Origin of the sequence: Geminocystis sp. CENA526 (assembly GCF_050753365.1) — a bacterium.
Lineage (GTDB): Bacteria > Cyanobacteriota > Cyanobacteriia > Cyanobacteriales > Cyanobacteriaceae > Geminocystis.
In genome coordinates this window covers 20,158-46,014 of record NZ_JBLZFY010000024.1, presented here as the reverse complement: position 1 = coordinate 46,014, position 25,857 = coordinate 20,158, and the positions used below count along the sequence as shown (strand labels likewise).

The following is a 25,857-nucleotide window of genomic DNA, read 5'->3' as shown; positions in this document are numbered from 1 at the left end:
GAATGCTAGTATTAATTTGGAGTTATATCCAACTACCGATAGCTTGTCGGAAAGTAAAGCCTGTGGAGAGTCAAACCAACTTAATGGCAAGTCTATTAGGGATTCGGTGAAGCAGGAAGTGAACGTCCATCCCATGAAGAGTGGGAACTTGACCATTCTTGATCAAGTTTGAGTAAGTTTCATAGAGCGGCAAAATCAAGTTCTAAAAAAGTTAAGGGATTATGCAGTCCCTTTTCTGCTTTTAATATATAATTATTTTTATATAAGAGTTTCAGCGCTCTTAAGTTCCTTAAAAAATCAAAAAACTTAATATTATGATAGCAAAATTTGATGAATTTCGCTCAATTTTCGTATGTCTTGGTTTAGACATCTATCCCTTACCGTTAAGTCTTAAAATCTTTGTTTGAAGGTGATTTTGCCAACATCCAACTCTGTGCAATATCAAACAAACGTCTTAATCCTTTCCATAAACATTTTATTCCAGGTTCTCCATCTTTTTTTCGTCCCAAAAACCCCCCTAACTTTGCAATCCAAATGATCACCTGTTTTATGGATGGTGCTACATTGGGGGGACTTGATGTTTTGTGTATGTAACAATATAGGGATTGCCATTCATCTTGACTAAATACTAATTCACTGGTCATGTCTGGATTATTTCTACTCTCGTATAATAACCACAATAATCGACTTGCTACAATAGCATAAGTTGCTAATGCCTTTTTGATTCTCTCGGCTGTTTCTAATTGTAGTTTTTCTACTCCGCATCCACTCTTGAGTACATAATGATAACGTTCAATCAGCCAACGATATGTATACCATCGAATATAAGTTAACACATCCTCATAATTGGCTATCGGTAATGTTGTCAACAATATCCATTCTATCCCTTTTTCTCCTTTGGGTGGATTTTCTTCCACTACACTTAGCACATTGACCGATATTGATTCTTGTTTACTCACACAATTTTGGGGGCTGATAATCTTGACTTGAGTATAGCTAATTGTTGCTATGGCTTTTCGTGCCATTCTCTTTTCGGTTTTGGGCAATACAATTTCTATTTCTCCTTGAGATTCCGATGCACGTAGTGAGGGAAATAGATATTTCAATTCACTTTCCACTCGACGGTTATGTTTTGCTCTAATCAGTAATTCAGAATTGTCACTTCTTTCCATAGCAAACATCTCATAAATATCTCCTTCTCGATCTGTTATTGTTACTACTTTTGTCTTGGGTGATACCGCTAGTTCCGCATCCACTAATCCTCTTAACCATCTTTTACTTTCTTTTTCCTTCAGACTTTTTGAGAGTTTTTGTTGCTGTTTTTGGTTTTTTTTCGGTTCTCTTGTCCAAATTTGTAAGTCACAAATTCCTAATGGTACTCCCTGTGTACTGACCATTAAACTCGAATGTACTTTCAATCCTCGAACATAATTTTGAGAACAGGTTTGTCCAAATCCTTTTTTCCAAGTTTTGCTTGGATGATGGGTGAAGTTGAAATCACTGGTGTCTTGTATCATTAAAACCAGTTCTTCTTCCTTTGCTCGTTCTAGGGTTTTTTGACGATGACCTTCAATTATATCAACATAATCAAATCTCTCGGACTTCCAAAAATCATAAGTGGCTTTGGTGTCACTCCAAGTTTCACTGGCTTGTGGAATCCAGATGGTTGTTGTATAGCCTGTTCCACAATTTTGATTAGTCGCTGATTTAATCTTTTATCTGGTAGCCCTGTGTCTTTTAATTCTTGTTCTGCCCAAGATTGCATTACAATTATCTCCGATGATTTAGGTTAGGTGTTATGATTCAATTATCATAAAGGATTCAGAAGATAACGGTAAGGGATAGATGATTTATTAGCTGATTTTTGTGGGAAATGTTCACCACCATTAACCATTAAAGACTGTGAGAGAATTTTTAATAGTGCCAAAAAAAGTAACCCTAAATCATCATTAGATTCAGAGAAAATTGATAACTGTATAAAAGCATGGTATTGGAATAATAATCAAGAAATTCAAACACTTTATCAGAACAAAAAACAATCTAAAACTAATAACACACTATCTGATAAAACTATTGATAAAACTGAGAAAAGTGCAAAAGTAGAAAAGTTAGATAACATCGCACAAACAAGAGAAATTTTAAATAATGACTATTCATCAAGATTGAAATTTAATGAGCTTAAAAAGATAGTTGAATTAGATGGTGAAGAAGCATTTTTAGATCATTTATATTTAGAGATTCATAAAGATTATGGTGTAAATCTAAATAAAAACACTACCTATGATTTAGCAATGATGATTGCCAAAGAAAATAGTTATCACCCCGTTAAGTGCTATTTGGATAATCTCAATGAGTCTAATAACAATGAAGAAATAGACATTAAAAACCTATCATCATTATTTTTTGGTACTACTGATAAAATCTATGATGAAATGGTTTATCGCACTCTTATTGGTAGTGTAGCTAGAATTTATAAAGCTGGTTGTAAGTTAGATACAGCATTAATTTTACAAGGTAAACAAGGTATCAGAAAAAGTACATTCTTTCGTGTGCTATATGGGAATGATTTTTTTACTGACTCAGTTGTGGGTACTGACAGAGATAATCTTTTAATTGTTCATCAAAATTGGTGTTGTGAGTTAGCAGAATTTGAAACTATTACCAGTAAAAAGGCAAGTGGTGAATTAAAAGCCTTTTTAAGTAAGTCAGTGGACACTTTCAGAGAACCTTATGCACGATCAAGTCGTACCGTTAAACGTCAATGTGTGATTGTTGGTTCAGTTAATGAGTGTGAATTTTTAGTGGATACTACTGGTAATAGAAGATTTTGGGTTATTCCAGTTAACACCCAAATTGATACGGATAAGGTAATTAAATTTCGTGATGCTATCTGGTATCAAGCTAAAAAAGCATTTTTGGAAGGTGAATTTTGGTACTTAGAAGAAAAGTATCAAAAACAAAGTGAACAGTTAAACAAAGAGTATTTATATCAGAGTACATGGGATTGTCCAGAACTTGATAATTACTTACAAGGTTTTGAAACAATTGGTATTAGTGGTAAAGATATTTTGAAACAAGTTTTTCAATTTGAATTGAAAGATATTAATCGTGGTCATGAGATTAAAATAGGTCAAATTTTGCGTAAAAAAGGATGGGAAAATAAACCAATTAAAAAAGATGGAAAAACAATCAGACTTTGGCTCAAAGAATTTACTACTGATTTTTCTGTAAGGTTTGAGAATTTAATTGATCCATTTGATCCAAAACCAGAAACCTTATACAGCAATGGGTACAATAAGGATCAAACTAAGGATCAAACGGATCAAATAAAAGAGTTTGATCCATCGCAAAAAAGCATGGATCAATTAAAACCATTAAATGATCCTTTATTTGATCCATGCTCAAACCCTTATAAATCAATAGATGGATCAAAGGATCAAACGGATCAATTAAAATCGCATACTTTACAAATTTCTGCAAAAAATGATGAATCATCACTAAACAGTAATGAACTTGAAAAAAATCAAGACAACTTAAATGAGGGTGATTTATTGCCAACTGAGATTGATTTTTATGAATTGATCAAACTAATCAATGATTTATTAATTGAGATCGGTTTAACCAGTAAAGATGACAAACGAAAATATGTAAATAAAGTATTAGGAATTAAGGCAAAAACTATTATGGAGTTATCTAATGATCAATTAATTACTTTGTATCATCACTTTAATCAGTAGTTATAAATTATCCTCATTTTTACTTAATAAAGTTGGTTATCTATCAAGTGATACAAACTTACTTAATTACATATCAAAACAATACTGATTATGAATAAATTGAGAATAAATTGAGAATAAAGTTAGGTAATTCACTGACTATGATAGAAAAACCTTTTAAAAATAGACTTATAAAACACGGAGAGAGAGGGATTTGAACCCTCGAAGGCTGTTACACCTTAGTAGTTTTCGAGACTACCGCATTCAACCACTCTGCCATCTCTCCTGAAGGTCAAACTACATTATAACAAAATTTTTTACTTAATTCAAATTAACAGATATATTCGCAATGTTTTCAATCTTGATTGTCCGTATAAATGCTTAAATCTTGTTAAAATAAGATAATTGAAGGGGGAAACCATTATATTATTTGAACACAGAATTAATAAATATGACAGTATTGAAAACAGTAAAACCAGATTGGCTAAGGGTAAAAGCACCACAAATTCAACGAGTAGGAAGTGTTAAAGAAATTTTAAGAGATTTAAACTTAAATACAGTATGTGAGGAGGCATCTTGCCCTAATATTGGGGAATGCTTTAATGCTGGTACTGCTACATTTTTAATTATGGGACCTGCTTGTACTCGTGCTTGTCCTTATTGTGACATAGATTTTGATAAAACTCCTAGAGGACTTGATGCGACAGAACCATTGCGATTAGCAGAAGCCGTAAAACGCTTAAAGTTAAATCATGTTGTCATTACTTCCGTTAATCGGGATGATTTATCTGACGGTGGTGCAAGTCAATTTGTGGCTTGTATTCAAGAAATTCGTCACTTGTCACCTCACACAACGATCGAGGTGTTAATTCCAGATTTATGCGGTAACTGGGAAGCCTTAGAACTTATTGTACAATGTGAACCAGAAGTATTAAATCACAATACTGAAACCGTAAAAAGATTATATCGGAAAGTGCGTCCCCAAGGAGAGTACGATCGATCTTTAATGTTACTCCAAAAAACTAGAGAATTATCGTCAAAAATCTATACAAAATCGGGGATTATGGTAGGTTTAGGTGAAACCGATGCCGAAGTCAAACAAGTAATGGAAGACTTACGAGCCGTTGACTGTAATATTATGACGATTGGACAATACTTACAACCTTCTCCCAACCATTTAGCAGTGAAAGAGTTTATCACTCCTGCCCAGTTTGACTCTTGGCGTGAATACGGCGAAAATCTAGGATTTGTGCAAGTGGTATCATCACCTCTTACTCGTAGCTCTTACCATGCCGAAGAAGTCAGGGAATTAATGGAGAAAGGGAAATAGTGAAAACAGAATATTATATGTCGAAATGAGGTTAATTACGGGCAAGATGCCCGTTCCACTGTGGAATAAGATAATCTGAATCTATGGTAAGTTAGAGTAACCCATTAAGAATCGATCGCACTCCTTAGCAACTCCGCGCCCTTCGTTAAACGCCCACACCACAAGGCTTTGTCCTCGGCGACAATCTCCAGCCGCAAACACATTAGGAATACTAGTAGTATATTCGCCGTACTCAGCTTTAATGTTACTACGATTGTCTTTTTCTAATCCCATTTGTTCTAACAGGAATTGTTCGGGTCCTAAAAAGCCCATTGCCAACAAAACTAATTGCGCAGGAAGTCTTTTTTCTGTGCCTTCGATGGGTTTAGGAATAAAGCGCCCTTGTTCATCTCTTGCCCATTCTACTTGTACGGTGTGGACTGCGACAACGTTTCCTTCGGCATCGCCTTCAAATTTGGTGGCTGTGGTAGTATAAACTCTAGGATCATCCCCAAATTTAGCGGCTGCTTCTTCTTGTCCATAATCAAGGCGATAAACTTTCGGATATTCGGGCCAAGGATTATTTTTTGCTCTGATTTCTGGAGGTTTTGGCATAATCTCTAATTGAGTAACACTGGTGCAACCATGTCGAACTGATGTCCCAACACAGTCTGTACCAGTGTCTCCTCCGCCAATGATAACTACGTCTTTACCCTCAGCACTAATTAAGCCCTCTTGATTACCGTTTAAAACCGCTTTGGTGTTAGCTGTTAAAAACTCCATAGCAAAATGAATGCCTTTGAGCGATCGACCTTCTATGGGCAAATCACGGGGTTTTCCTGCACCAATGGCAAGGACTACGGCATCGTTTTCTTTAACTAAAGTTTCAGCAGAAATGTCTTGACCGATGTTAACATTACAAACAAATTTAATACCTTCTTCTTCTAACACTCGAATACGGCGCATGACGACTTTTTCTTTATCGAGTTTCATGTTAGGAATACCGTACATAAGTAATCCACCGGGTCGATCGTCTTTTTCGTACACCGTGACAGTATGTCCTGCTTTGTTGAGTTGTGCCGCCGCCGACAGTCCAGCAGGACCCGAACCCACGATCGCAACTTTCTTGCCTGTCCGTTTTTCAGGAGGTTCAGGAGTTACCCAACCTTGATCCCAACCGTGATCAATGATAGAACATTCGATGTTTTTAATGGTAACGGGAGGATTATTAATGCCTAGTACACAAGAACCCTCACAAGGAGCAGGACAAACTCTACCCGTAAACTCAGGAAAATTGTTGGTTTTATGTAGTCGATCGAGAGCTTCTTTCCACAATCCTCGATAAATCAAATCATTCCACTCAGGAATCAAGTTATTGACAGGGCAACCACTAGCCATGCCACTGATTAGCTCTCCAGTATGACAAAAAGGAGTACCACAATCCATACATCTTGCCCCCTGATTACGCAATCTTTCTTCGGGGAGGTGTAGGTGAAATTCATCCCAATTTTGGATTCTTTCCAGGGGTTCTTTATCAACGGGTAATTCTCTAGTAAATTCTAAAAATCCTGTGGGTTTTCCCATTATGTTTCTCCTATAAAATCTAACTATTGTCAAGGTTAATTAACTATTTTTTGTCAGAAAATCATAACAAATTATCTCAACTTTTCTGCTATTTAGTATCATAAAATGCCATTAATAATAAACTATCTGCTATGGTCGATCGAGTATGGATAATGAGCAAAAAAGAGATTAGTTTTATTGATTATGTTTTCTAAATTTGACAATATTTTCGTCTAATTTGAATTTAACCTTTTTACAGTAAGTGTAGCGTTTTACTGATTTTTTTTGACTATTTTATTGATTAATTTAAACTTTTTTTAACGATTCTTAATATTTCAAGGAAAAGAGTCTAACAAGGTTAACATCATCCGCCTAGCAACTTGGGTTAAATCACCTTCAACTACGAGAGCATTTCATCCCCAAAATCTCTATATTTACCAATACACATATCGAGATGTTTGTCAAAGTTTATGTTAAGATATATTTTGCCAACAGGATCATTTATTACCTGAGTTCGATATAAGCTAAGACGCACCTAGTTGAAAATCTGAAACTTTTCACCGCAAAGAATTTAGAGCTAAAAAAGGAAGATTAAATGCGTCTTGGCTTAAAAATAGATGAGGGCTGACTTGGAAGACAGGCAGATAGGCTGACAGGAAGATTGTGGAATTATTTTCGTAGTCTAAAGTAATGATAAATATTAGCTAAATTCAAATTACTGACATTTGCCCAATCTAACAAAGCAATACCATTATATTCGATCGCCGAAGCTCTTTCACGAACATAATCAATATATTCCTCACGCAATGACGGTTTCAGGGTGAAGCGTAAACTATCTTTTAATGCCTCGTAATGGGATTTAGGTTTTACCAAATCATAAAGTTTTTGCTCTGGCGGTTCTTCCACAATGCCATTATCATTATTATCATCAATGGTACTCGGTAATAATTGTTTTTGTTCATCCGCAGGTAAGGCTTGTATTTGTAATGCTGGTAAATCTTGGGTATAAATCCGTAACACTTCAGGAAACAAAAAGTCTAATTCTGGACTGGATTCACATCGATCGACTATATTAGATAAATCACGCATAATATTATCAGATAAATGCTCGATCGACTCTTTTACTGCATTAGTTTGGTTTTGTAACTGATAAGTCATAATCAAAGCCTGTTGAATCGCCCAAGCGCACTCTCTACGGCGCAACTCTCCTGCGGCGCACACACCATCAAAAATATGGGGATTATTATAGTCTGCTAAAGCCCTTGTTAACATCAACTGGGCATTTTGTAAGGTAGAATTTTTGAAACTTTCATCCCCTGTCAAAGCTATTTTTATCAAGCGAGTCGCCTCCAGAAACTCCCCATAAGCCTTAACCAAAATCAAACGATGCGCTTCAAATTTAATATCATTAGCAACGTCATCAATGCGCTTGATAATTTCATCCCCTTGACTTCTAAAGGCTTTTTTCAAGTCAATAAAACCGTCTTTTACTTCCTGTCTTAAATGTCTAACATCCTCTCTCAACTGTAGTGTTTGATATAAATTTAACCCTGATAATCCTCCTCCTGCAAAAGTACCAACTCCGATTATCGTCATTCCTGACTGCAATACAGCTACACTATTTGTTAAATAGCAAATGCTATTACTTACGTTACTGACACAACTAGCTATATTGTCAATACAGTCGATCGTATTATAGGTTTCATCAAGAGTATCTTGTATTTGTCCATTCTGACGATATATTAATATTGTCGCTGGAAGTATAAGTAACGGACAATCAAAATGATTTACAGTTGCTTCTAATAAAGCATTTCCCCATGATTGAAATTCTGGATTTTCAGCCAAATTTTTAACCGCATTAGCGGATGATGTGATTATTGGGATGAATGTATCCATAAGTCATAGCCTCTTGTGTCAAAAAATCGTTGATATGTCGCTTTTTCTGTTTAAATTATTATAGAGTTTTTAAGCAACATTTTATGAAAGAATATTTGAACTCACTACAAAATATCAATCAATTAATTAAACAAGTCAAAAGTAATCCCTATAGTTCGATCGAACTAAATAATTCAGCAGAAACTTTAAGTAATTCCCTGCAACCCTGCTACGAAGAATATAAAACATTCTTAACGAAACTTCAATCATTCCATGAAGTTTGTTTACAAGATATTGAAAATGCTGATGATGTTTGGCAAAGTAAATTTAGAATTGAAGATATACCTAAAACGGAAATTATACAACAATTAGGAGAATTTAGTAGTTGCGATCATCGTATTTTACAGTTAAAACAGATAAATCAAACACAATTTTTAGAACAATTACATCAATCTTGGCTAGAAAATTTCCAAAATTTAGAGAAAAAATGGTTTTTTGAATCCAATAAAAATGCCCTAAGAAACTCTACTAATATGTTTGAAAAAGATAATTTAATTAAAGATTTAATTTATTTAGTTGAAACTAAAGTTTCTGGCACTATAGAAAATGTCATTCAAAATGGTTTAATACCTATCAAAGATGAACTTTTTACCCTAGATTTAGACAAGTTAGAAACTATAATTTCTCTTTTAGATTCTTCCACAAAAGACAGGGTAAGAGAAAAGAAAAATGCTCTTTTAGCAAATATATACGATTATTGTTCAGAAGGAATTAATACCAAAACTAATGACTATAAAACTAAATTACAAAGTTATATCGATGAATTGAATAAAAAGAGTTTAATAGGTGTAAGTTTAGAGAATTTTCAAAAGTTTAAACAGAATATTGACAATTCCATCAGTGATTTTATTAATAATATTTTTGATGAATTAAATAACCTTCTTGTGGATGTAATTGAAGAAGGCATAAAATTTTATAACGATTTATTAGAGAAACAACAACGTTATGAGGAGGAAACAGAGGAAAAAAGGAATTATGAAAAACTCTGGCTAGATTCTCAACGAGAGGAATTAGAAAAGGTACAACGTAATATTGAGGGTGTTTTATTTATTTTAAGTTAACTTTGAGTTACAGTAAAAAGTAAAAAACATGACAGAATCAAGCAACGGGATAACCATATTGTTATTCTAATAATTACAAGGCTTCCCCAAACTTGTTCTCAGAAAAATTCAAGTATTGAAAATTTTTTCATGTAATATGATAATATAAATTACACATAAATAACTCTGAATTAAAAATTATGACTCAAGACACAGTAAAAGAAATTCAAACTCTCGAAATCAGAAGTAAAAAAAATCGTTGGCTTGTAGGAATTTTATTCTTTATTTCACCTATTGGTTATTTTTACACCAATCGTAATATTCTAGCAATTATCATCACTATTATATATGGAATCCTGTTGAGTGGATCAGAGGAAAGTGATACGATGAATAGTCTCTTCGCATTATTTACCATTGGTACAACCGTAGAAAATATTATGTATATTAATAGGGCAAGAGATAAATTTAAACTTTTACAGGAAAATTCTCCTCAATATACGAATACTATTTCTGCACATTCTCAACCTGTTTCTAATGCAGATTTAATGATTTTAAAAGCCCTTGAAAATAACGGTGAAATGACGGCATCACAAATTATTTTAGCTACAGAATTAACCCCCCAAATTGTTAAAGAAACTTTATTGACTTTAGAACAAGAACAATTAATTTACGGTTATAATCGAGATAGTGATGGAGCAATTGTTTATAAAAATATCTAATTATTTTTTCTTCTTTAAACTCTTAAATAACTGGATTAAATTCAATTCGATTCTGTCATAAATTTTGAGTTTATTAAGCATTAAATTAAGGGCGATTTTAACTCTGATGCTGATGGGATTCGATCGATTAAATTCTCAAAACTTTTTTTTCTTTAGGAGGAACTGATAATGATATTTTAGAGACAATACAATCATTGAGTAATCAATAATTGATAAGGGTTTGATCACGAAGTGGCGCTGCTCGATCGACTTTTGTGGGTGGGAGTTCGATCGATTTTTGAAAAAGATAAAATAATCAACAAATAGTTATAATAAATAATTATGCCAGCAAAAGACATTTATCATAATACGGTAAAAAATGCTCTTATTAAGGATGGTTGGACAATTACTCATGATCCTCTAAGAATTAGACTTGCACGAGGGAAGAACTTATTTGTGGATTTAGGGGCAGAACGTTTAATTGGTGCGTCTAAAAACAAAGAGAATATCGCCGTAGAAATTAAAAGTTTCACTCGTCCATCAGATATGAAAGACCTAGAAGAAGCAGTAGGGCAATTCGTACTTTATGATCACTTATTAAAACGTTATTATCCTGAATATAAACTATATTTAGCAGTACCAGAAAAAATTAGAAAAAATGTTTTTGAAGAGGAGGCAGGACAAACATTAATTGAGGATAAAATCATTAGTTTGTTTAGTTTTGATATTGAATTGGAGGAAATTATTACATGGATTGTTTAATTACTAAATACCAACAAATTATTAAAAAAATTTATCAAGAATATGCTATCTTTTTAGAAGATAATGAAATAAAAATTGACTTAATTTTTGATACAGAAAATAATCATTATTTATTGATCGAAACTGGTTGGCAAAATGATTATCGTATTTATGGGACTTTATTACATTTAGATATTATTAATAATAAAATATGGATTCAACATGATGGTACAGAAGAAGGTATTGCCGATGAATTAATGAAAGAGGGAATCCCGAAACAAGATATTGTATTGGCGTTTAAACCCAATGAAATTAGAGCTTTAACTGGTTTTGCTGTTTCTTAAATTAGTTAAATCAGATATGACAAAATGTATAGTTGCCTCTTGCCTCTTGCCTCTTGCCTTTTGCCTACCCTCACCAAACTCAAGTTATGCCCTCGCCAAGTATAAGTTCGTAATTTTGTTTCTACAATGAATTTTATTGTCATCGACACCGAAGGAAGTGATACCCTCAGAGAAATAGCTATTATCAATCAAGATGGAAAGTTAGTTTATGAAGCCTTTGTCAAAACAAGAGGCACAAATAGACTAAATCAAAAACCCCTAACAGAAATTATCAACGATTTACAAAATATTTTATCTAACCAAACCATTATCTGTCATAATGTCCAGCACGATCGAACCATTCTTCATAACAGTTTTCGTAAATGCCGACAGAAACTCCCCTTAGCAGAATTTATTTGCACCCTTGAATTAGCACAAAAACAACACCCCAACCTCCACAGTTATCAATTAGGCAACCTTTGTCGTAGATTCTTTCTGCAAGTGGATAACCTTTATTTTCACACCGTCAAAGCCCATCGCGCTCGTTATGATGCACAATTTACCTTACAATTATACTTATACTTAACTTCTCACGCCCCCATAGAAAATAATACACCTATGACAGTCGAACAAATTATAACAACATCCTCAGTCAAAAATCCCTTTAGTAGCAGTCGTGTGGACGATCCTTATCAAAATCATTTAGACTTTGAACATATATATAAAAGCCAATTTTATCACCTAAAATCTCTCGTAGAAGAAATTAAACAAGATAGAGAAAACCAACAGAGTCGAGGCGCATTGATATTGGGAGAAGCAGGAAGCGGAAAAACTCACCTCATGATGCGGTTAGCCAAAGCCACCTTAAAAACCAATCGCCTTTTATATGTGCGTCAACCCAACAATGCTAACTCCGTGATGCACCATATTTATTCAAGAATACTAGAAAGTTTCGCCCAAAAAGTGAACATCGAAGACACTCAACGCACTCAATTAGACTTACTCTTAGCCCGTGTTTTTGTGAATATTTTAAAAATAATTCAGCAGGAAGATAAAACTCAAAAATTAGAGCAAACAATTAAACAATTAGAAAATGATAGCCTAACTTTATACGATCGTTTAGGAGGAGAAAATACTCAAAAAAATAGAGATAATTGGAGATATATAGAAACGAAAATGACTCAATGGTGGGAAAATAATTATTCTGCCAGTGGTTATGCGCCAAATATACTAAAAGGTATCATTAAATATTGTAGTTATAAAGATGCGAAAACCAAAGATAAAGTTAGAAGATGGTTAACAGGCAACGAATTAGACAGTCAAATTTGTGAAGAAATCGGCTTAAATAATTGGCAAGAAGATAATCTTAGCAGGGAAGATTTTGCTTTAGAAGGAATCCGTTTATTTGGGCAATTATCTACTCTTGATGAACCATTAATTATTATATTTGATCAATTAGAATATCTCATTCATCAACCCAACATTCTTACCAGTTTTGGTAATGCTTTAAGAGAAATTATAACCCATGTTCCCCATTCTTTAATTGTAGTTAATCTTTTCCCCGATCGATGGCAAAGTTTTCAGGGATATTTTGACGATTCTACCATTGACAGATTATCGATTAATCAACTAATTTTACAAACTCCTTCGGCAGATGAATTAACAAAAATGTTAGCCATGAAATGCGAAAAAGTAGGTACAACTTTAGAGAAGTTATTTAAGCCCGAAGATTTACCAGTAATTTTAAGACAATCTTCCATCAGAAAAGTAATTAATAAAGCATCCGACTACTATCATTATCGAGTGTTAAACTTACCTTTACCTCAAGAATTACCCTCTATTAATAAGGCTTCTGTAGAAGAAAGATTAGTTAGTTTAGAAAATGCTTTAACACAAATTGCCGATATTTGCAAACCCTTATTAACTGATAATCATTTAGAAAAATTGTTAACAGAAACCCAGAATATTATCGAAAGTGAAAATCAATTACAAGAGAAAAAAGAAGAACTTAATTTTATCTTTGAAATAGACGAAAAAAACATAACAGAAGCTAAAAATATTCAACAAACATCTTCCGAAAATAATGTACTCATATCTGTAGAAAAAAACATTTTAAATTACCTAGAAGAAAATGAACGTTTAATTGCTGACAATTATCACAATCCTTATATTATTACCGATGATGATGAGTATGGAAAATTAGTAAGAATTATGGAGGCATTTAAACGCTATGATTCAAGTATAGATTTAGATCATTTGGCTTTAGGTAAAAGGGTAATTCCTCAACATTTATTAATAGTCAAAAATAAGCTAAAATTAGCCGTAGGTTTTCTCAATAGTGGTGGTTCAGTTTTTACCAATAGAATTAAAAATTTTAATGAATTAGTTATTTCTTACCCTCAAATAAAATTTTATTTATTAAGAGATGAAAAAGAAGGCGAAATTACTGCTACAGGTGGTAGAAATAGAATCGCACAATTAAATTATACAAATAATGGTCAATTTTTGACAATAGATAAAGAAGCAAGAGTTATCTTTGAATCAATCTATAAAATGATAGTAGCCATTAATCAAAATGATTTAGAAGTTAGTATAGTTGATGCTATTAAAGTTGTTTTAAATAAGTATGCAAATTATTGGTTAATAAAGGAAATTTTTGCTACAAACTAAAATACTCTTCCTTTGTTTAAGGGAAGTAAAATGGATAAAATTCTGACAACTCATATAGAAAAATTCGATCGAATGGTATGGAAACTGAACAATTATTACAATTTTTAATTGATGATGAATTAAATTATTCTTCACCTTTAAAATGTTATATTTCTGAAGAATTATTGACAAAAAAAATAAGTTTATTTCCTGTTATTTATCCAAAAATTAAAAAATTATTATCAGAATTAACAATAAATAATAATCTAAATATTATCAAAACTTGTTGGTATTTTTGGCTTCCTTTAGCTTTAGATTTAGCAGATAAAAAACAAAAACAATTAACTCCTTTAATTGTGGGGATATTAGGAGGACAAGGCACGGGAAAAACCACTTTAACTAAAATTTTAACTCATATTTGGCAATGTTTAGAATTAAGTTCGATCGAGCTTTCTATCGATGATTTATATAAAACTTATCATGAACGTCAAGAATTATTAAAGACAGATTCCCGCTTAATTTGGCGTGGTGTACCAAGTACCCATGATGTATTATTAGGATTGGATATTTTTCATCGCATTGCAATGGAAGATTATCCCCTTGAAATTCCTCGTTTTGACAAGTCTTTGTATAACGGTATGGGCGATCGAATCTCCCCAAAAATTGTCACCCAAGCTGATATAATTCTGTTTGAAGGTTGGCTTGTGGGGATGCAACCAGTAGAGGAAACGGCTTTTATCAATCCTCCTTATCCCATCGTGACAGAGGAAGATAAACAATTCGCCTTAGACAACAATCAAAGATTGAAAGAATATCTCCCCCTTTGGCAAAAATTAGATTATTTTTTGATACTTAAACCTGAAGATTATCGCTATAGTTTACCTTGGCGAAAAGAAGCTGAACATAAAATGATACAAAAAACAAAAATGGGTATGACTGACTCAGAAATTGAACAATTTGTTCACTATTTTTGGAAGGCTTTACATCCAGAAATTTATATTCCGCCTCTGTTAAATCATGCCAATTTAATTGTTAATATTAAGTTCGATCGAACCATCAAATCTATTCAACGTTTTGCTGTAGAATAAATTCGATTATTTTATGATTTACTGAGGTTAATAACGGGCATATATTTTCATTAATTGTAAGCGCAAATCTAAAAAAATATCTTTACGAATGTAAGGATACTCTCCTAACCACAGTTTATGACGAGGTATATAAACATCGGTAATTTGAGCAATACGCATAAAATCTGGATCATTAGATAATAATAACCCTTCTACGGCTTGACCTCGATCGACTACTTTATGAATCCTTTGTCTTGGGGTGGTAATGGTTGCCCGAAATCCGCTTTTATCCCCTATCTCAATATTAAACATTTTACGGCGATTCTCTACAATAATAGCCCTTCCCAGTCGATCGATCGCCGATTCTTCCTTTACCAATTCTTCTGTTAAAAAAACATCTAAAACCTTGCCACGCCAAAAACTGATATAACGATAACTGCGAAATTTGCCATTGCGAACACTTGCCCAATATATTGGACTCCATAACCAATAAAATCCTGCAATAATTCTAAATATTAAAGATAGATTATCTCCAGAGCGTCCAAAAAAAGAGCCTAAAAGCCAAAAAAACAAAACCCCCACAAAGGAGATAAATAAATTCTTTAAAAAAGTCGGAAAATTAGCCCAATAGTGACTATATTGACTACCCGTGGCTATAGGTGGAATTAAATCGTTAATAGCTTCTTGTTTCAATGGAATCAACATAAATAGGCGGAATGTAGATTTTTAGATGAGGGGAAGTAATAGGTAATAGGTAATGGGTAATGGGTAATGGGTAATGGGTAATGGGTAAAATATGTTTATTTTTAATTCTTCATTCTTCATTCTTCATTCTTCATTCTTCATTCTTAATGGACTACATCGAAGTCTAAAGCATCAATGATAGTTTTATTGTAAATGATTCGCCCCGGAGTGGTATGAACATATTGGGCAATTTGCTCACCATCGGCGGTTTCTCTTACTTTATGTCCTTTATAATATTTCCAGACGCTACCATCGCTTAAGGTTTCTTCTTTTTGCAACTCGTAACTATCTTTACCGCTATCGACTTCACCCTCAAAACGTACCCAGATATAGGCGTGTAAATCCACTAAACCTTGCTCATAAGCTCGTAAAGCATCATCTAAGTTACCGTAATAAGTATCTTTTCCTTTCACAGCGTCAGGATTTTCGGCGGTTAAGTAATAACAACCTAATACCATGTCTTGGGAAGGCGCAATAATTGGTTTACCCGTCGCAGGAGATAAAATGTTATGACAAGCCATCATTAACAATCTTGCTTCCGATTGTGCTTCGATCGAAAGGGGAACGTGTACCGCCATTTGATCTCCGTCAAAGTCAGCGTTAAAAGGAGGACAAACTAAAGGATGTAACTGAATCGCTCTACCTTCTACTAATACAGGTTCAAAAGCCTGAATACCTAGACGGTGAAGGGTAGGCGCACGGTTTAACAAGACGGGATGTCCTGCGATAACTTCTTCTAATACTTTCCAAATACTTGGATCAGCTTTTTGAATCAATTTTTTCGCCGCTTTGATATTATTGACGATACCTAAACGGATTAAACGGTTAATGACAAAGGGTTGGAATAGTTCGATCGCCATTTCACGGGGTAAACCACACTGGTATATCTCCAAATTAGGACCGACTACAATTACAGAACGTCCAGAATAGTCAACCCTTTTACCGAGTAAGTTTTGACGGAAACGTCCTTGTTTACCTTCAATAATGTCAGAAAGAGATTTGAGCGCTCTGCCGTTAGCACCTACTACCGTGCGTCCTCGTCTGCCATTATCAATTAAAGCGTCCACCGCTTCTTGTAACATTCTTTTTTCGTTACGAATGATAATTTCAGGAGCAAGAATTTCTTTTAAACGATTTAAACGATTATTTCTATTGATAACACGGCGGTACAAATCATTAAGATCAGAAGTAGCAAAACGACCACCATCTAACTGTACCATAGGACGCAAATCAGGAGGGATCACGGGAATCACGCTTAAAACCATCCATTCTGGTTTAGAACCCGTAGCGACAAAATTATCAATTAACCTTAATCTTTTAATTAATTTTGCTCTTTTTTGCCCTTTACTGTTTACAATTTCTTCCCTTAATTTTTCTGCTTCTTCCTCTAAGTTAATGTCTTGTAAAAGACGCTCTACGGCTTCAGCACCGATACCCACTTCAATACCTTCTAACTCGGAATCTTCGGCATAAATTTGTTCTTCAATTTCCATCCATTGATCTTCAGATAGTAATTGACGATAACTCAAGTTAGTGGCATTACCCGGATCAAGAACCACATGGGAATTAAAATAAACTACTTGTTCTACATCCCTTAAAGGCATATCCAACAAAATACTCAGGTAGCTGGGAATACCTTTTAAATACCAAACATGGGTGACGGGGGCGGCTAATTTAATATAACCCATGCGATGACGACGAACTCTCGATTCTGTTACTTCTACACCGCAACGTTCACATACGATACCTCTGTGACGAACTCTTTTATATTTTCCACACCAACATTCCCAATCTTTAGAAGGACCAAATATTTTTTCACAAAATAACCCATCCATTTCTGGTTTTTGGGTACGATAGTTAATGGTTTCGGGAGTGGTTACTTCCCCCACCACAATACCATTAGGTAATGTTCTTTGTCCCCATTCTCTAATTCGATCGGGGGATGCGATGCCTATTTTAACGTAGTCGAACTGTCTCTGTTGTTGATCATTCATGGGATTTCCGAGCTTACTCAACCTTTTTATTGTATTCTGTTAGTTGATAATGTGATATGCAATTATTAATCGGGTAAGTAGAGGGGATTACTCCCCTTTTCTCCCCTAAGAACCGAGCGTGCAAGTTTCCAAGCACTCGGCTCAAGCATTTAAACTACTGTTTATCTCAGTGATGAATATTATCTATGTTCATCTTTTAGAATAAACTAAGTTGCTTGTTGATTGACATTTCCTTTGTTAAATTCTCCTTAGAGTATTGTTCTTTGGGTGTGTCCGTTTTAGGTCTCTGTGTTGCCCTCACAGCGACTTTGTGTTGAGCCTTATGGCAGTAATAATGCAGTATTACTAGGTTTCTAGTGTTGTCACTTCCTCCTAAAGCTCTTGGGATGATGTGATGGGTTTCCGTTGACTCACCGTTAAACAACGACTGTTGGCAGTGTGGACAAGTGAAGTTTTGTTGCAGTGCAATTTTTCTCCATCTTGCGTTGAATTTTTCAGATTCCAGCTTGTCTAGTTTCTTTTTCCTTTTGGCAAAATACTCCCTTAATTCTGGGTTATCTGGTGAGTTGGTTTTCTCAATAAGTTCATGGCGTTTTATTTCTATCCATGAAAACTTTGTAATGTAGTTACCATTGACTTTATTGCCAAAGACCCATTTGTCATCCCTACTGGGTTGGAATCTCCCCCAGTATTTTTGTTTAGTAAACTTCTTAGGTTTTGTCGGGTGAGTCCTTTTAACATATCGAATACATCTTTTGAAGATGTAATTGTCAAGATGTGAAAAGACTTTCTTACTGCATTTCGGTAATAGTTTCCCCAACCTCTTATTAATTCATTAATTTTTTGAATAAGTAGGTCTAATGGTTTACTGAGACATTCCTTGAATATCTGTTTGATTTTATATTTTACGTTTTTAATTGATTCTTTGGAAGGTTTTGTGAGACATTTATAACCCGTTTTCGTGTTATTGACTTTGTATTGTCTGATATTATAACCTAAGAAATCAAATCCTTCTGTTATATGTACAATGTTGGTCTTCGCTTCCGACAGGTTTAATCCTCTTTTGCTCAAAAAGGGTTTTAAATCCTTAATGGATAGTTCGGCATCTAACCTGCTTTCACAGAAGATTACAAAGTCATCGGCATATCGGACTATTGCCCTATTGCCTATTATCTCTCCTCGATTATTGTATTTAATACCGAGTGCTTCTTCCATACCATGTAGTGCTATATTTGCCAAAAGGGGGCTAATAACACCCCCTTGAGGTGTACCTGATTGAGACATTTCGAGAGTGTTATTATTCATAACTCCACATTTGAGCCATTGTTCGATATATTTCCTGTAGGGGAAATTACCTACAATATCTAATAATGTTTCATGTGTGATTTTGTCGAAACATTTCTCTATGTCTGCATCAACAATCCATTTTTTTGTCTTGTTGGGTCTTGCCAAAGAGTAAATCTTGGCAATAGCATCATGGGTACTCCTACATGGTCTAAAACCGTAACTGCTTCCTTCGAAGTGAGCTTCCCAATAGGGTTCTAATGAGTTTCTCACCATGTTTTGAATACAACGGTCATATACTGTGGGTATCCCTAGTGGTCTGACTTTCCCATTCTTCTTGGGTATAAACTTACGAAGTATGGCTTTGGGGGTGTAACCTTTTCTCAAGTTTCCTTGTATTATTTTGATTAGTTCCTCCCTCTTTTCAGGTGTAGTGATTAAAATTTTATCTACTCCTGCTGTATTCTTGCCATTATTAACCTGTGTAACTTTTCTGACTGATACCAGTATATTTGATAAGCTACGAGTTAATAACTTTTGAAGGTTTCCGATTTTTCTTTTTAAGGACTTGGCTTTCACAAGTTGTTCCTTAGTAGGTGGTGGCAGTTTTCTCTGTCCACGATTCCGTTTTACTGATAAGGTATTTCTTAGTTCAGTAGTTGCTCTAAAGATACGGTTTCTGAGTCTTTGGACGTTGTTAATCTGTATTTTCCAATTAATGTCATTCCAGATTATATCCTTATTAGTTACGATTAAAGGTTGACCTTTATCTATCTTTTCCATAATAATTCAAAACTTTCTCCGACTGTAAATAGAGCGATAAACACCTGTTAGAAGTCAGCATCCTTTCGGATTAAGTATATTCTCTATCCGTTGGGTTATTTATTCCCCCCCCCCTTGCGGGATAACGGCGTTCGCTTTTTCTAACATCTTCTGCCCTCTATGTCGTCATTCATTATTGCTAACTCCTTACTTATCAAAGATAAGAACATATAGGGTTTACCCTGTTCCGCATTTTTGAGATACGATGAGTTTAGAAGAATGCTTTACCCCGAAGAGATTATGGTCATCAATGTATAACATAAACTAGATTATACACTTTTTGTACATAGTTGTAACAGCCATGTACCTTTCTCTCATTCTCTCCCTAATCTAACCTTAACGAGAGAGCATAGATTAACGAGGCTTCGGACACATTATTCGACTTCATGCTCACCTTTATCTAGCCATTATTTTGATTGTTAGATTTTTCGCTATAATGACCTTTAACCCTCTAGCTGTGATACCTTCCAATTACTCGGAACGCACCTTCGGGCGATAACGTAGGGGATGACTCCCTAGCTTGATTACTCAAGACTCTTAAATGCAACTTTGCAGGTCGCACGTCACAAATACTTATAATATCATTTTTTGACTAGACTTATGCAATATCGAGTTTTTAATAGGATTATTTTGTGGATGTTTGGGTTGCACTTCGTTTAACCCAACCTACTTGATTTTAGAGAAGTGGGATTATTAAAAGTTCGATCGATTTTTGAGCCTAAGGATTGAAATTTTGCCATATTATTTATAGTTATACGATTATCAAATTATATAGAAGGAAAACTATATTCCTACTGAATTACAAACTCTCAGTTGTTTTATTGCTTGTCAAACTTTAACCACAATGTATTTGCCTATTTATATAGTTCGTTTAGATGAGAGAATAGGTCAGATTTTCATTTTGGCAAGTGAAAATATCCAAATTTTAATTGACAGCTGATGTTATTACTAAAATCAACAAAGAAAATAATTAATTTTAAAGGAGATCGTAGGTTGGGTTGAGACACGAAACCCAACGAAATTAATATTAATCATTCTATGGGGATTAAAAAACTTTGCTGAAAACATAGACCAATTATTTGTTATGAAAAAATAACCATGAATTATAAAAACTATATTACGATCGAACCTAATAAAAGAGGAGGTAAGCCTTGTGTGCGTGGTTTACGGATTACAGTTTATGAGGTACTTGAATATCTGGCTTCTGACATGACGGAAGCAGAAATTCTTGATGATTTTCCCGATTTAACAAGAGAAGATTTAAAGGCTTGTATTGCTTATGCGGTCGATCGTGAACGTCGTTTGATGATCCCTCCATGTTTAATCTAATCTGGTTTATTGATAAAATAAATTTGTGAAAGTATTTTTAATCAAAAAAATGTTTAAAACTATTGAAGGAATATATAAAAACGGTAAAGGTAAAAGAAATTCCCGAAGATATATCACAAAGTGAGGTTTTAATAACTTTTTTATCTAGTAATAAAAATATCTTAGAAAAAAAGTCAAAACATATAATTTATTTCGGTATGTTTGCTGGAAAAAACCAATCCACAGAAACCGACTTTAAACTGGCAGAATTTGAACAAAAATTATAGTTTCTACTGCTTTATTTTTAGAAAATTTAGTACTTGAAGGTTTATGGTGGGTAACGTCAGTTAATTAACTTGAGGTAGGTTGTTACAAATCGACAATAAATTATTGATGTTCATTGACCTAAAAATGTTAGAATTACATCCTGTATAGAGAAAAGCGAAGAATAAGGAAAAAAGTTGAATGGAAGAATATAATAAGTCAATTTCTTTTTTTGAAGGAAGAGATATAAAAATTAAAGTCGGATTATTTGCTCCTCAAGCTGGTGGAACGGTTTTAATTCAAGCTGGTGAAACCGCAGTTTTAGTGACTGCCACTCGTACTAAAGGCAGAGAAGGTATTGATTTTTTACCTCTCACGGTGGACTATGAAGAAAGATTGTATGCGGCAGGACGTATCCCTGGTGGGTTTTTACGCCGAGAAGGCAGACCTCCAGAACGGGCAATCCTTACCAGTCGCTTGATCGATCGACCTTTACGTCCTCTTTTTCCCTCTTGGTTAAGGGATGATTTGCAAATCGTTGCTACAACTTTGTCTATGGATGAAGAAGTACCCCCCGATGTGTTAGCGGTTACAGGGGCTTCGATCGCAACTCTAGTGGCTCAAATTCCTTTCTGTGGACCTATGGCGGCGGTAAGGGTAGGATTAGTTCATGATGAGTTTATCATTAACCCCACCTTCCGAGAAATCGAAAACGGTGATCTTGATTTAGTGGTAGCAGGTACACCTGATGGCGTTGTGATGGTAGAAGCAGGTGCTAATCAGTTACCTGAACAGGATATTATCGAAGCGATCGAATTTGGTTATGAGGCAATTTTAGAGTTAATTCAAGCTCAAAAAGATTTAATTCAAGAATTGGGCATTGACATCAAAGTCGAAAATAAAGAAGAAGATAATCCTTTGGTAGTTAATTTTATTAACGAAAAAGCCACCGAAGAAATTAAACAAGTTCTCACTCATTTTGATTACGATAAAACCGCACGGGATGAAGCCTTAGACGCTATTCAAGCTAGTGTGGAAGAAGCTATTAACGCTTTATCCGATGAAGATGAAATTAAAGTAGCCATCACCGAAGATGCTAAACTTCTTGCCAATTTGTTTAAAAAACTGACCAAAAAACTCATGCGTCGTCAAATTATTGAAGATGGTGTGAGAGTCGATGGACGAAAATTAGATCAAGTACGTCCTATTTCTTCCCGTATCGGTTTATTACCTGCACGGGTTCATGGTAGCGGTTTATTCCAAAGAGGTTTAACTCAGGTACTTTCGATCGCAACTTTAGGCACATCTGGAGACGCTCAAGACTTAGCGGACGACTTACATCCCGACTTTGAGAAACGTTACCTCCACCACTATAATTTCCCCCCTTATTCTGTGGGAGAAACCAAACCTCTGCGCCCCCCCGGCAGACGAGAAATCGGTCACGGTGCTTTAGCAGAAAGGGCTATCACCCCTGTTTTACCCCCTCAACAAGATTTTCCTTATGTAATTCGAGTTGTATCCGAAGTATTGTCTTCTAATGGTTCTACTTCTATGGGGTCTGTTTGTGGTTCAACGTTAGCTTTAATGGATGCTGGAGTACCTATCACCAAGCCCGTTAGTGGTGCTGCTATGGGATTAATCAAAGAAGGTGACGAAATTCGCATCTTAACGGATATTCAAGGTATCGAGGACTTTTTAGGGGATATGGACTTTAAAGTAGCAGGTACAGATAGCGGTATCACTGCTTTACAAATGGATATGAAAATTACGGGGCTAAAAATTGAGACGATCGCATCGGCAGTGAAACAAGCAAAAGAAGCCCGTTTGCATATTCTCGGCGAAATGATGAAAACCATCAGCACTCCCCGCAAAGAATTATCTCCTTACGCACCTCGTTTAATGACAATGAAAATCGATCCTGAAATGATTGGTTTAGTCATCGGACCGGGTGGTAAAACCATCAAAGGTATTACAGAACAAACAGGCTCAAAAATCGACATCAGCGATGATGGTACAGTCACCATTTGTGCCGTACAAGCCGAACGGGCGCAAGAAGCAAAACGCATCATTCAAACCATGACTCGTAAACTCAACGAGGGGGATGTGTATTTAGGACGGGTAACTCGTATCATCGATATTGGTGCTTTTGTGGAAGTATTACCAGGTAAAGAAGGAATGATTCACATTTCTCAATTAGCTGATCATCGTGTCGGTAAAGTGGAGGATGAAGTCAGTATTGGAGATGAAATTGTCGTCAAAATTCGTGGCTTTGATCAAAAAGGACGTTTAAACTTAACCCGTTTAGGCATTCACCCCGAACAGGCTGCGATCGCCCGTCAAGAATCCCAAATTTAACCTCAAGGTAATGAGGAATCAGGAATCAGGAATGAGGGATAGAGACTAGGAGACTAGCGTAGTTAACAAATATTAACTATTAACTATCCTTATCAAAAGACTTTTTCGGCAACGCCTATTTAGATGATTGCCATGCTAAACCATAGGATTGCATCGGATTATTGACTTTTTCGGTGAATTGCACTCGAATTTTATATTCTCCTGTTTTGGGTATGGGGCAAAAAATATGCTCTACACTATCCACTTTACTCACAGATGAACAAACTATTTTTTCTTCTTGATCATTGGTAATTAACTTTAAATCTAAGTTATTTAAACCTCGATCGATAAATTTTTCTCCTATATCATATTGTTGATTATTATTCACATCATCTAATTCGACTAAACGATTCCATGCTAAAGTTATAGAGATAAAATGATCAGCTTTTAAAGGTTGTTTAATAATATAATCTTGAAAATTGTTTTCTTCAATTTGAGTATAGTTCCACCCCATAATAGGTACTTTTTCATCATAGTTATATTGACCTGCTTTTAATTGATAATAAGCTCTCATGGTGTTTAAATGTCCTGTTCCCATCTGCATATCTAAGGGAATTTCAGGATTTTTATAGGCATCACTTTCTAACCAAGTTTGATTTTTTTGGGTATAAACATTACGAGTCATACCTAATAATTTATCATCTCCTTGATCCTTCAATTTATCAGCAGAATTAAGTAAAATTGCTTTCATTACTTGATGATTACGAAAATCCCTTGTCCATGTATTAGGGTTTTGTCGTAAAAAATTATTACCTGCTTCCTGTAACAGTGCGATCGAACCCGTGATGTGAGGAGCGGCGAAACTACTACCACTTACCCGTTCTATTCTACCATCCACATTATAAACATCAATTTTACTACCCGGGGCGAGTAAACTAACCCCCCTTCTGCCTCCTACATTAATCTCTTGACGAATCAAGCCCTTTGCAATGCCCACAGGAGAAACACTCAAATTAGCAAAATCAACTTTACTAAAAATTCCTCCTTTGCGCATACTATAGGCGGTGGTAATACCATTATAATTGTCTGTAGGAATGGGAATCCCCCCCAAGCCTTGATTTCCTGCCACCACATATAAAATATTATGAACTCTTGCAGACCAATCTAAACATTGAGTAAGTAATGCGTTACCATCTAATTGAGCATTTTCCCTTGTATCTCTTGCCAAAGACTCCCCGAAACTCAAGTTGATCGATCGAACATTATTTTGTAAGGCTATATGTTGAGTAGTCAAACATTCTTCAGGTTGTGCCGCCGTTTTGAGAGAACCAATCGCCCCAGAATATAGATTAGCTAAGGGTGCAACACCTCGCAAATTTTTGTGATTATTTACCATCACTGAAGCCACCATCATGGCATGATTATCAATATGGGCATTGGGTTGAGCAGGTTGATTGCGGTAAAAAAGCCGTGCGATCGGCAATCTTTTATGTAGTGGACTAACTTTATCTAAAGAAAATTTTTTCGGACGACCAATTTCCACTTGACCGATACCAATTTTACGCCCTTGTAAGTTATAAGGGGCTTCGTGCAATCTTAAAACATCAATACCTTTTTCCGAAAGAGAATCATTTAAACTCCATACAGGAAGGGTAAAAGTCAGCACGTTGAAAGCCGTTAACCAGAATAATTGTTGTTTCATCGCCATAGGAAAAATGATGAAGACGAGAATGGGGGAGAGAGGGAGGAAATAATTATATTTTTTGATGGGGGTGGGTTTAATGTATTAAACCCCTACATTCATTTTTTATCTTAATTACTAATTTCATGACCAACATCGGTGATAACTTGTTTCATTTCCTCAGATGTTTTGTTAGTGTCAATTTCTACTACCTTTGAGCTTACATCAATCCGTACGATCGAACTAGGATCATAATTTTGAATAGCTTTAGTAATGGTATTTGCACAAACATCACAGGCAATGGAAGGCACATTAAAAGTAATTGTCATAGGTAAGAAATATCAAGATTTTGTTGTAGGGGTTGAATAATATTCAACCCTGATGA

At 34.9% G+C, this 25,857-nt stretch carries 22 protein-coding genes and 1 tRNA gene; 12 read left to right on the top strand and 11 right to left on the bottom strand.

Going from position 1 to position 25,857, the window contains the following annotated elements; genetic code table 11:
• Positions 1-383: 383 nt before the first annotated feature.
• Together ACN4EE_RS09135 and ACN4EE_RS09130 are read right to left on the bottom strand one after the other, a co-directional pair.
• Positions 384-1,574, bottom strand: coding sequence for an IS4 family transposase (locus ACN4EE_RS09135; protein WP_431706123.1), 1,191 nt, complete (start codon positions 1,572-1,574; stop codon positions 384-386).
• Positions 1,574-1,765, bottom strand: coding sequence for a transposase DNA-binding-containing protein (locus ACN4EE_RS09130; RefSeq protein WP_431706118.1), 192 nt, complete (start codon positions 1,763-1,765; stop codon positions 1,574-1,576). The genes ACN4EE_RS09135 and ACN4EE_RS09130 overlap by 1 nt, the downstream gene beginning before the upstream one ends.
• Before the next feature lie 397 nt (positions 1,766-2,162).
• Here ACN4EE_RS09130 and ACN4EE_RS09125 point away from each other — a divergent pair, with 397 nt between their 5' ends.
• Entirely contained in the window at positions 2,163-3,737 is a 1,575-nt protein-coding gene (locus tag ACN4EE_RS09125) for a virulence-associated E family protein (RefSeq protein WP_431706117.1), read from the top strand.
• Between the two features lie 178 nt (positions 3,738-3,915).
• On the opposite strand, the gene ACN4EE_RS09120 is transcribed toward ACN4EE_RS09125, so the two are convergent.
• Positions 3,916-4,002: transfer RNA gene (locus ACN4EE_RS09120), tRNA-Ser, on the bottom strand.
• 165 nt (positions 4,003-4,167) lie between these two features.
• Between ACN4EE_RS09120 and lipA the strand changes: the two genes are divergently transcribed.
• Positions 4,168-5,046, top strand: coding sequence for a lipoyl synthase (gene lipA / locus ACN4EE_RS09115; protein WP_431706116.1), 879 nt, complete (start codon positions 4,168-4,170; stop codon positions 5,044-5,046).
• An 81-nt stretch (positions 5,047-5,127) separates the two neighbouring features.
• On the opposite strand, the gene ACN4EE_RS09110 is transcribed toward lipA, so the two are convergent.
• Positions 5,128-6,609 (bottom strand): glutamate synthase subunit beta, encoded by a 1,482-nt coding sequence (locus ACN4EE_RS09110; protein WP_431706115.1) that lies wholly within the window; start codon positions 6,607-6,609, stop codon positions 5,128-5,130.
• 648 nt (positions 6,610-7,257) lie between these two features.
• A complete protein-coding gene (locus tag ACN4EE_RS09105; protein ID WP_431706114.1) occupies positions 7,258-8,484 on the bottom strand; it encodes a hypothetical protein in 1,227 nt (408 codons plus the stop codon).
• 83 nt (positions 8,485-8,567) lie between these two features.
• Between ACN4EE_RS09105 and ACN4EE_RS09100 the strand changes: the two genes are divergently transcribed.
• From ACN4EE_RS09100 to ACN4EE_RS09075, 6 genes are all read left to right on the top strand, one after another.
• On the top strand, positions 8,568-9,584 hold the full coding sequence (locus ACN4EE_RS09100) for a hypothetical protein (protein ID WP_431706113.1): 1,017 nt from the start codon (positions 8,568-8,570) through the stop codon (positions 9,582-9,584).
• Positions 9,585-9,763: 179 nt separating this feature from the next.
• On the top strand, positions 9,764-10,282 hold the full coding sequence (locus ACN4EE_RS09095; RefSeq protein WP_431706112.1) for a hypothetical protein: 519 nt from the start codon (positions 9,764-9,766) through the stop codon (positions 10,280-10,282).
• Between the two features lie 321 nt (positions 10,283-10,603).
• Positions 10,604-11,023 (top strand): XisH family protein, encoded by a 420-nt coding sequence (locus tag ACN4EE_RS09090; RefSeq protein WP_431706111.1) that lies wholly within the window; start codon positions 10,604-10,606, stop codon positions 11,021-11,023.
• The gene (locus ACN4EE_RS09085; protein WP_431706110.1) at positions 11,011-11,346 is read left to right on the top strand and encodes a XisI protein; all 336 of its coding nucleotides are present in this window, start codon (positions 11,011-11,013) and stop codon (positions 11,344-11,346) included. The genes ACN4EE_RS09090 and ACN4EE_RS09085 overlap by 13 nt, the downstream gene beginning before the upstream one ends.
• Positions 11,347-11,472: 126 nt before the next feature.
• Positions 11,473-13,995, top strand: a complete 2,523-nt coding sequence (locus ACN4EE_RS09080; RefSeq protein ID WP_431706109.1) for an exonuclease domain-containing protein — start codon at positions 11,473-11,475, stop codon at positions 13,993-13,995.
• A 77-nt stretch (positions 13,996-14,072) separates the two neighbouring features.
• On the top strand, positions 14,073-15,062 hold the full coding sequence (locus ACN4EE_RS09075; protein ID WP_431706108.1) for a glycerate kinase: 990 nt from the start codon (positions 14,073-14,075) through the stop codon (positions 15,060-15,062).
• Positions 15,063-15,089: 27 nt separating this feature from the next.
• On the opposite strand, the gene ACN4EE_RS09070 is transcribed toward ACN4EE_RS09075, so the two are convergent.
• From ACN4EE_RS09070 to ltrA, 4 genes are all read right to left on the bottom strand, one after another.
• Entirely contained in the window at positions 15,090-15,746 is a 657-nt protein-coding gene (locus ACN4EE_RS09070) for a phosphate ABC transporter permease (RefSeq protein WP_431706107.1), read from the bottom strand.
• A 143-nt stretch (positions 15,747-15,889) separates the two neighbouring features.
• Entirely contained in the window at positions 15,890-17,779 is a 1,890-nt protein-coding gene (locus tag ACN4EE_RS09065) for a DNA-directed RNA polymerase subunit gamma (RefSeq protein WP_431706106.1), read from the bottom strand.
• A 196-nt stretch (positions 17,780-17,975) separates the two neighbouring features.
• Positions 17,976-18,242, bottom strand: coding sequence for an HNH endonuclease (locus tag ACN4EE_RS09060; protein ID WP_431706122.1), 267 nt, complete (start codon positions 18,240-18,242; stop codon positions 17,976-17,978).
• Positions 18,243-18,379: 137 nt separating this feature from the next.
• Positions 18,380-19,846 (bottom strand): group II intron reverse transcriptase/maturase, encoded by a 1,467-nt coding sequence (gene ltrA / locus ACN4EE_RS09055; RefSeq protein ID WP_431706105.1) that lies wholly within the window; start codon positions 19,844-19,846, stop codon positions 18,380-18,382.
• 826 nt (positions 19,847-20,672) lie between these two features.
• Between ltrA and ACN4EE_RS09050 the strand changes: the two genes are divergently transcribed.
• From ACN4EE_RS09050 to ACN4EE_RS09035, 4 genes are all read left to right on the top strand, one after another.
• Positions 20,673-20,825, top strand: coding sequence for a DUF6888 family protein (locus tag ACN4EE_RS09050; RefSeq protein ID WP_431706121.1), 153 nt, complete (start codon positions 20,673-20,675; stop codon positions 20,823-20,825).
• Positions 20,826-20,983: 158 nt separating this feature from the next.
• A complete protein-coding gene (locus tag ACN4EE_RS09045; protein ID WP_431706104.1) occupies positions 20,984-21,214 on the top strand; it encodes a DUF433 domain-containing protein in 231 nt (76 codons plus the stop codon).
• 62 nt (positions 21,215-21,276) lie between these two features.
• Entirely contained in the window at positions 21,277-21,480 is a 204-nt protein-coding gene (locus ACN4EE_RS09040) for a hypothetical protein (RefSeq protein ID WP_431706103.1), read from the top strand.
• 178 nt (positions 21,481-21,658) lie between these two features.
• On the top strand, positions 21,659-23,812 hold the full coding sequence (locus ACN4EE_RS09035) for a polyribonucleotide nucleotidyltransferase (RefSeq protein WP_431706102.1): 2,154 nt from the start codon (positions 21,659-21,661) through the stop codon (positions 23,810-23,812).
• A 115-nt stretch (positions 23,813-23,927) separates the two neighbouring features.
• Here the strand turns inward: ACN4EE_RS09035 and ACN4EE_RS09030 are convergent, their stop codons facing one another.
• Complete coding sequence (locus ACN4EE_RS09030; RefSeq protein ID WP_431706120.1) at positions 23,928-25,493, bottom strand: S8 family serine peptidase; 1,566 nt, start codon at positions 25,491-25,493, stop codon at positions 23,928-23,930.
• A gap of 110 nt (positions 25,494-25,603) precedes the next feature.
• Positions 25,604-25,801 carry a heavy-metal-associated domain-containing protein gene (locus ACN4EE_RS09025; RefSeq protein ID WP_431706101.1) on the bottom strand — a complete coding sequence of 66 codons (198 nt, stop codon included), beginning with the start codon at positions 25,799-25,801 and terminating at the stop codon, positions 25,604-25,606.
• Positions 25,802-25,857 lie beyond the last annotated feature (56 nt).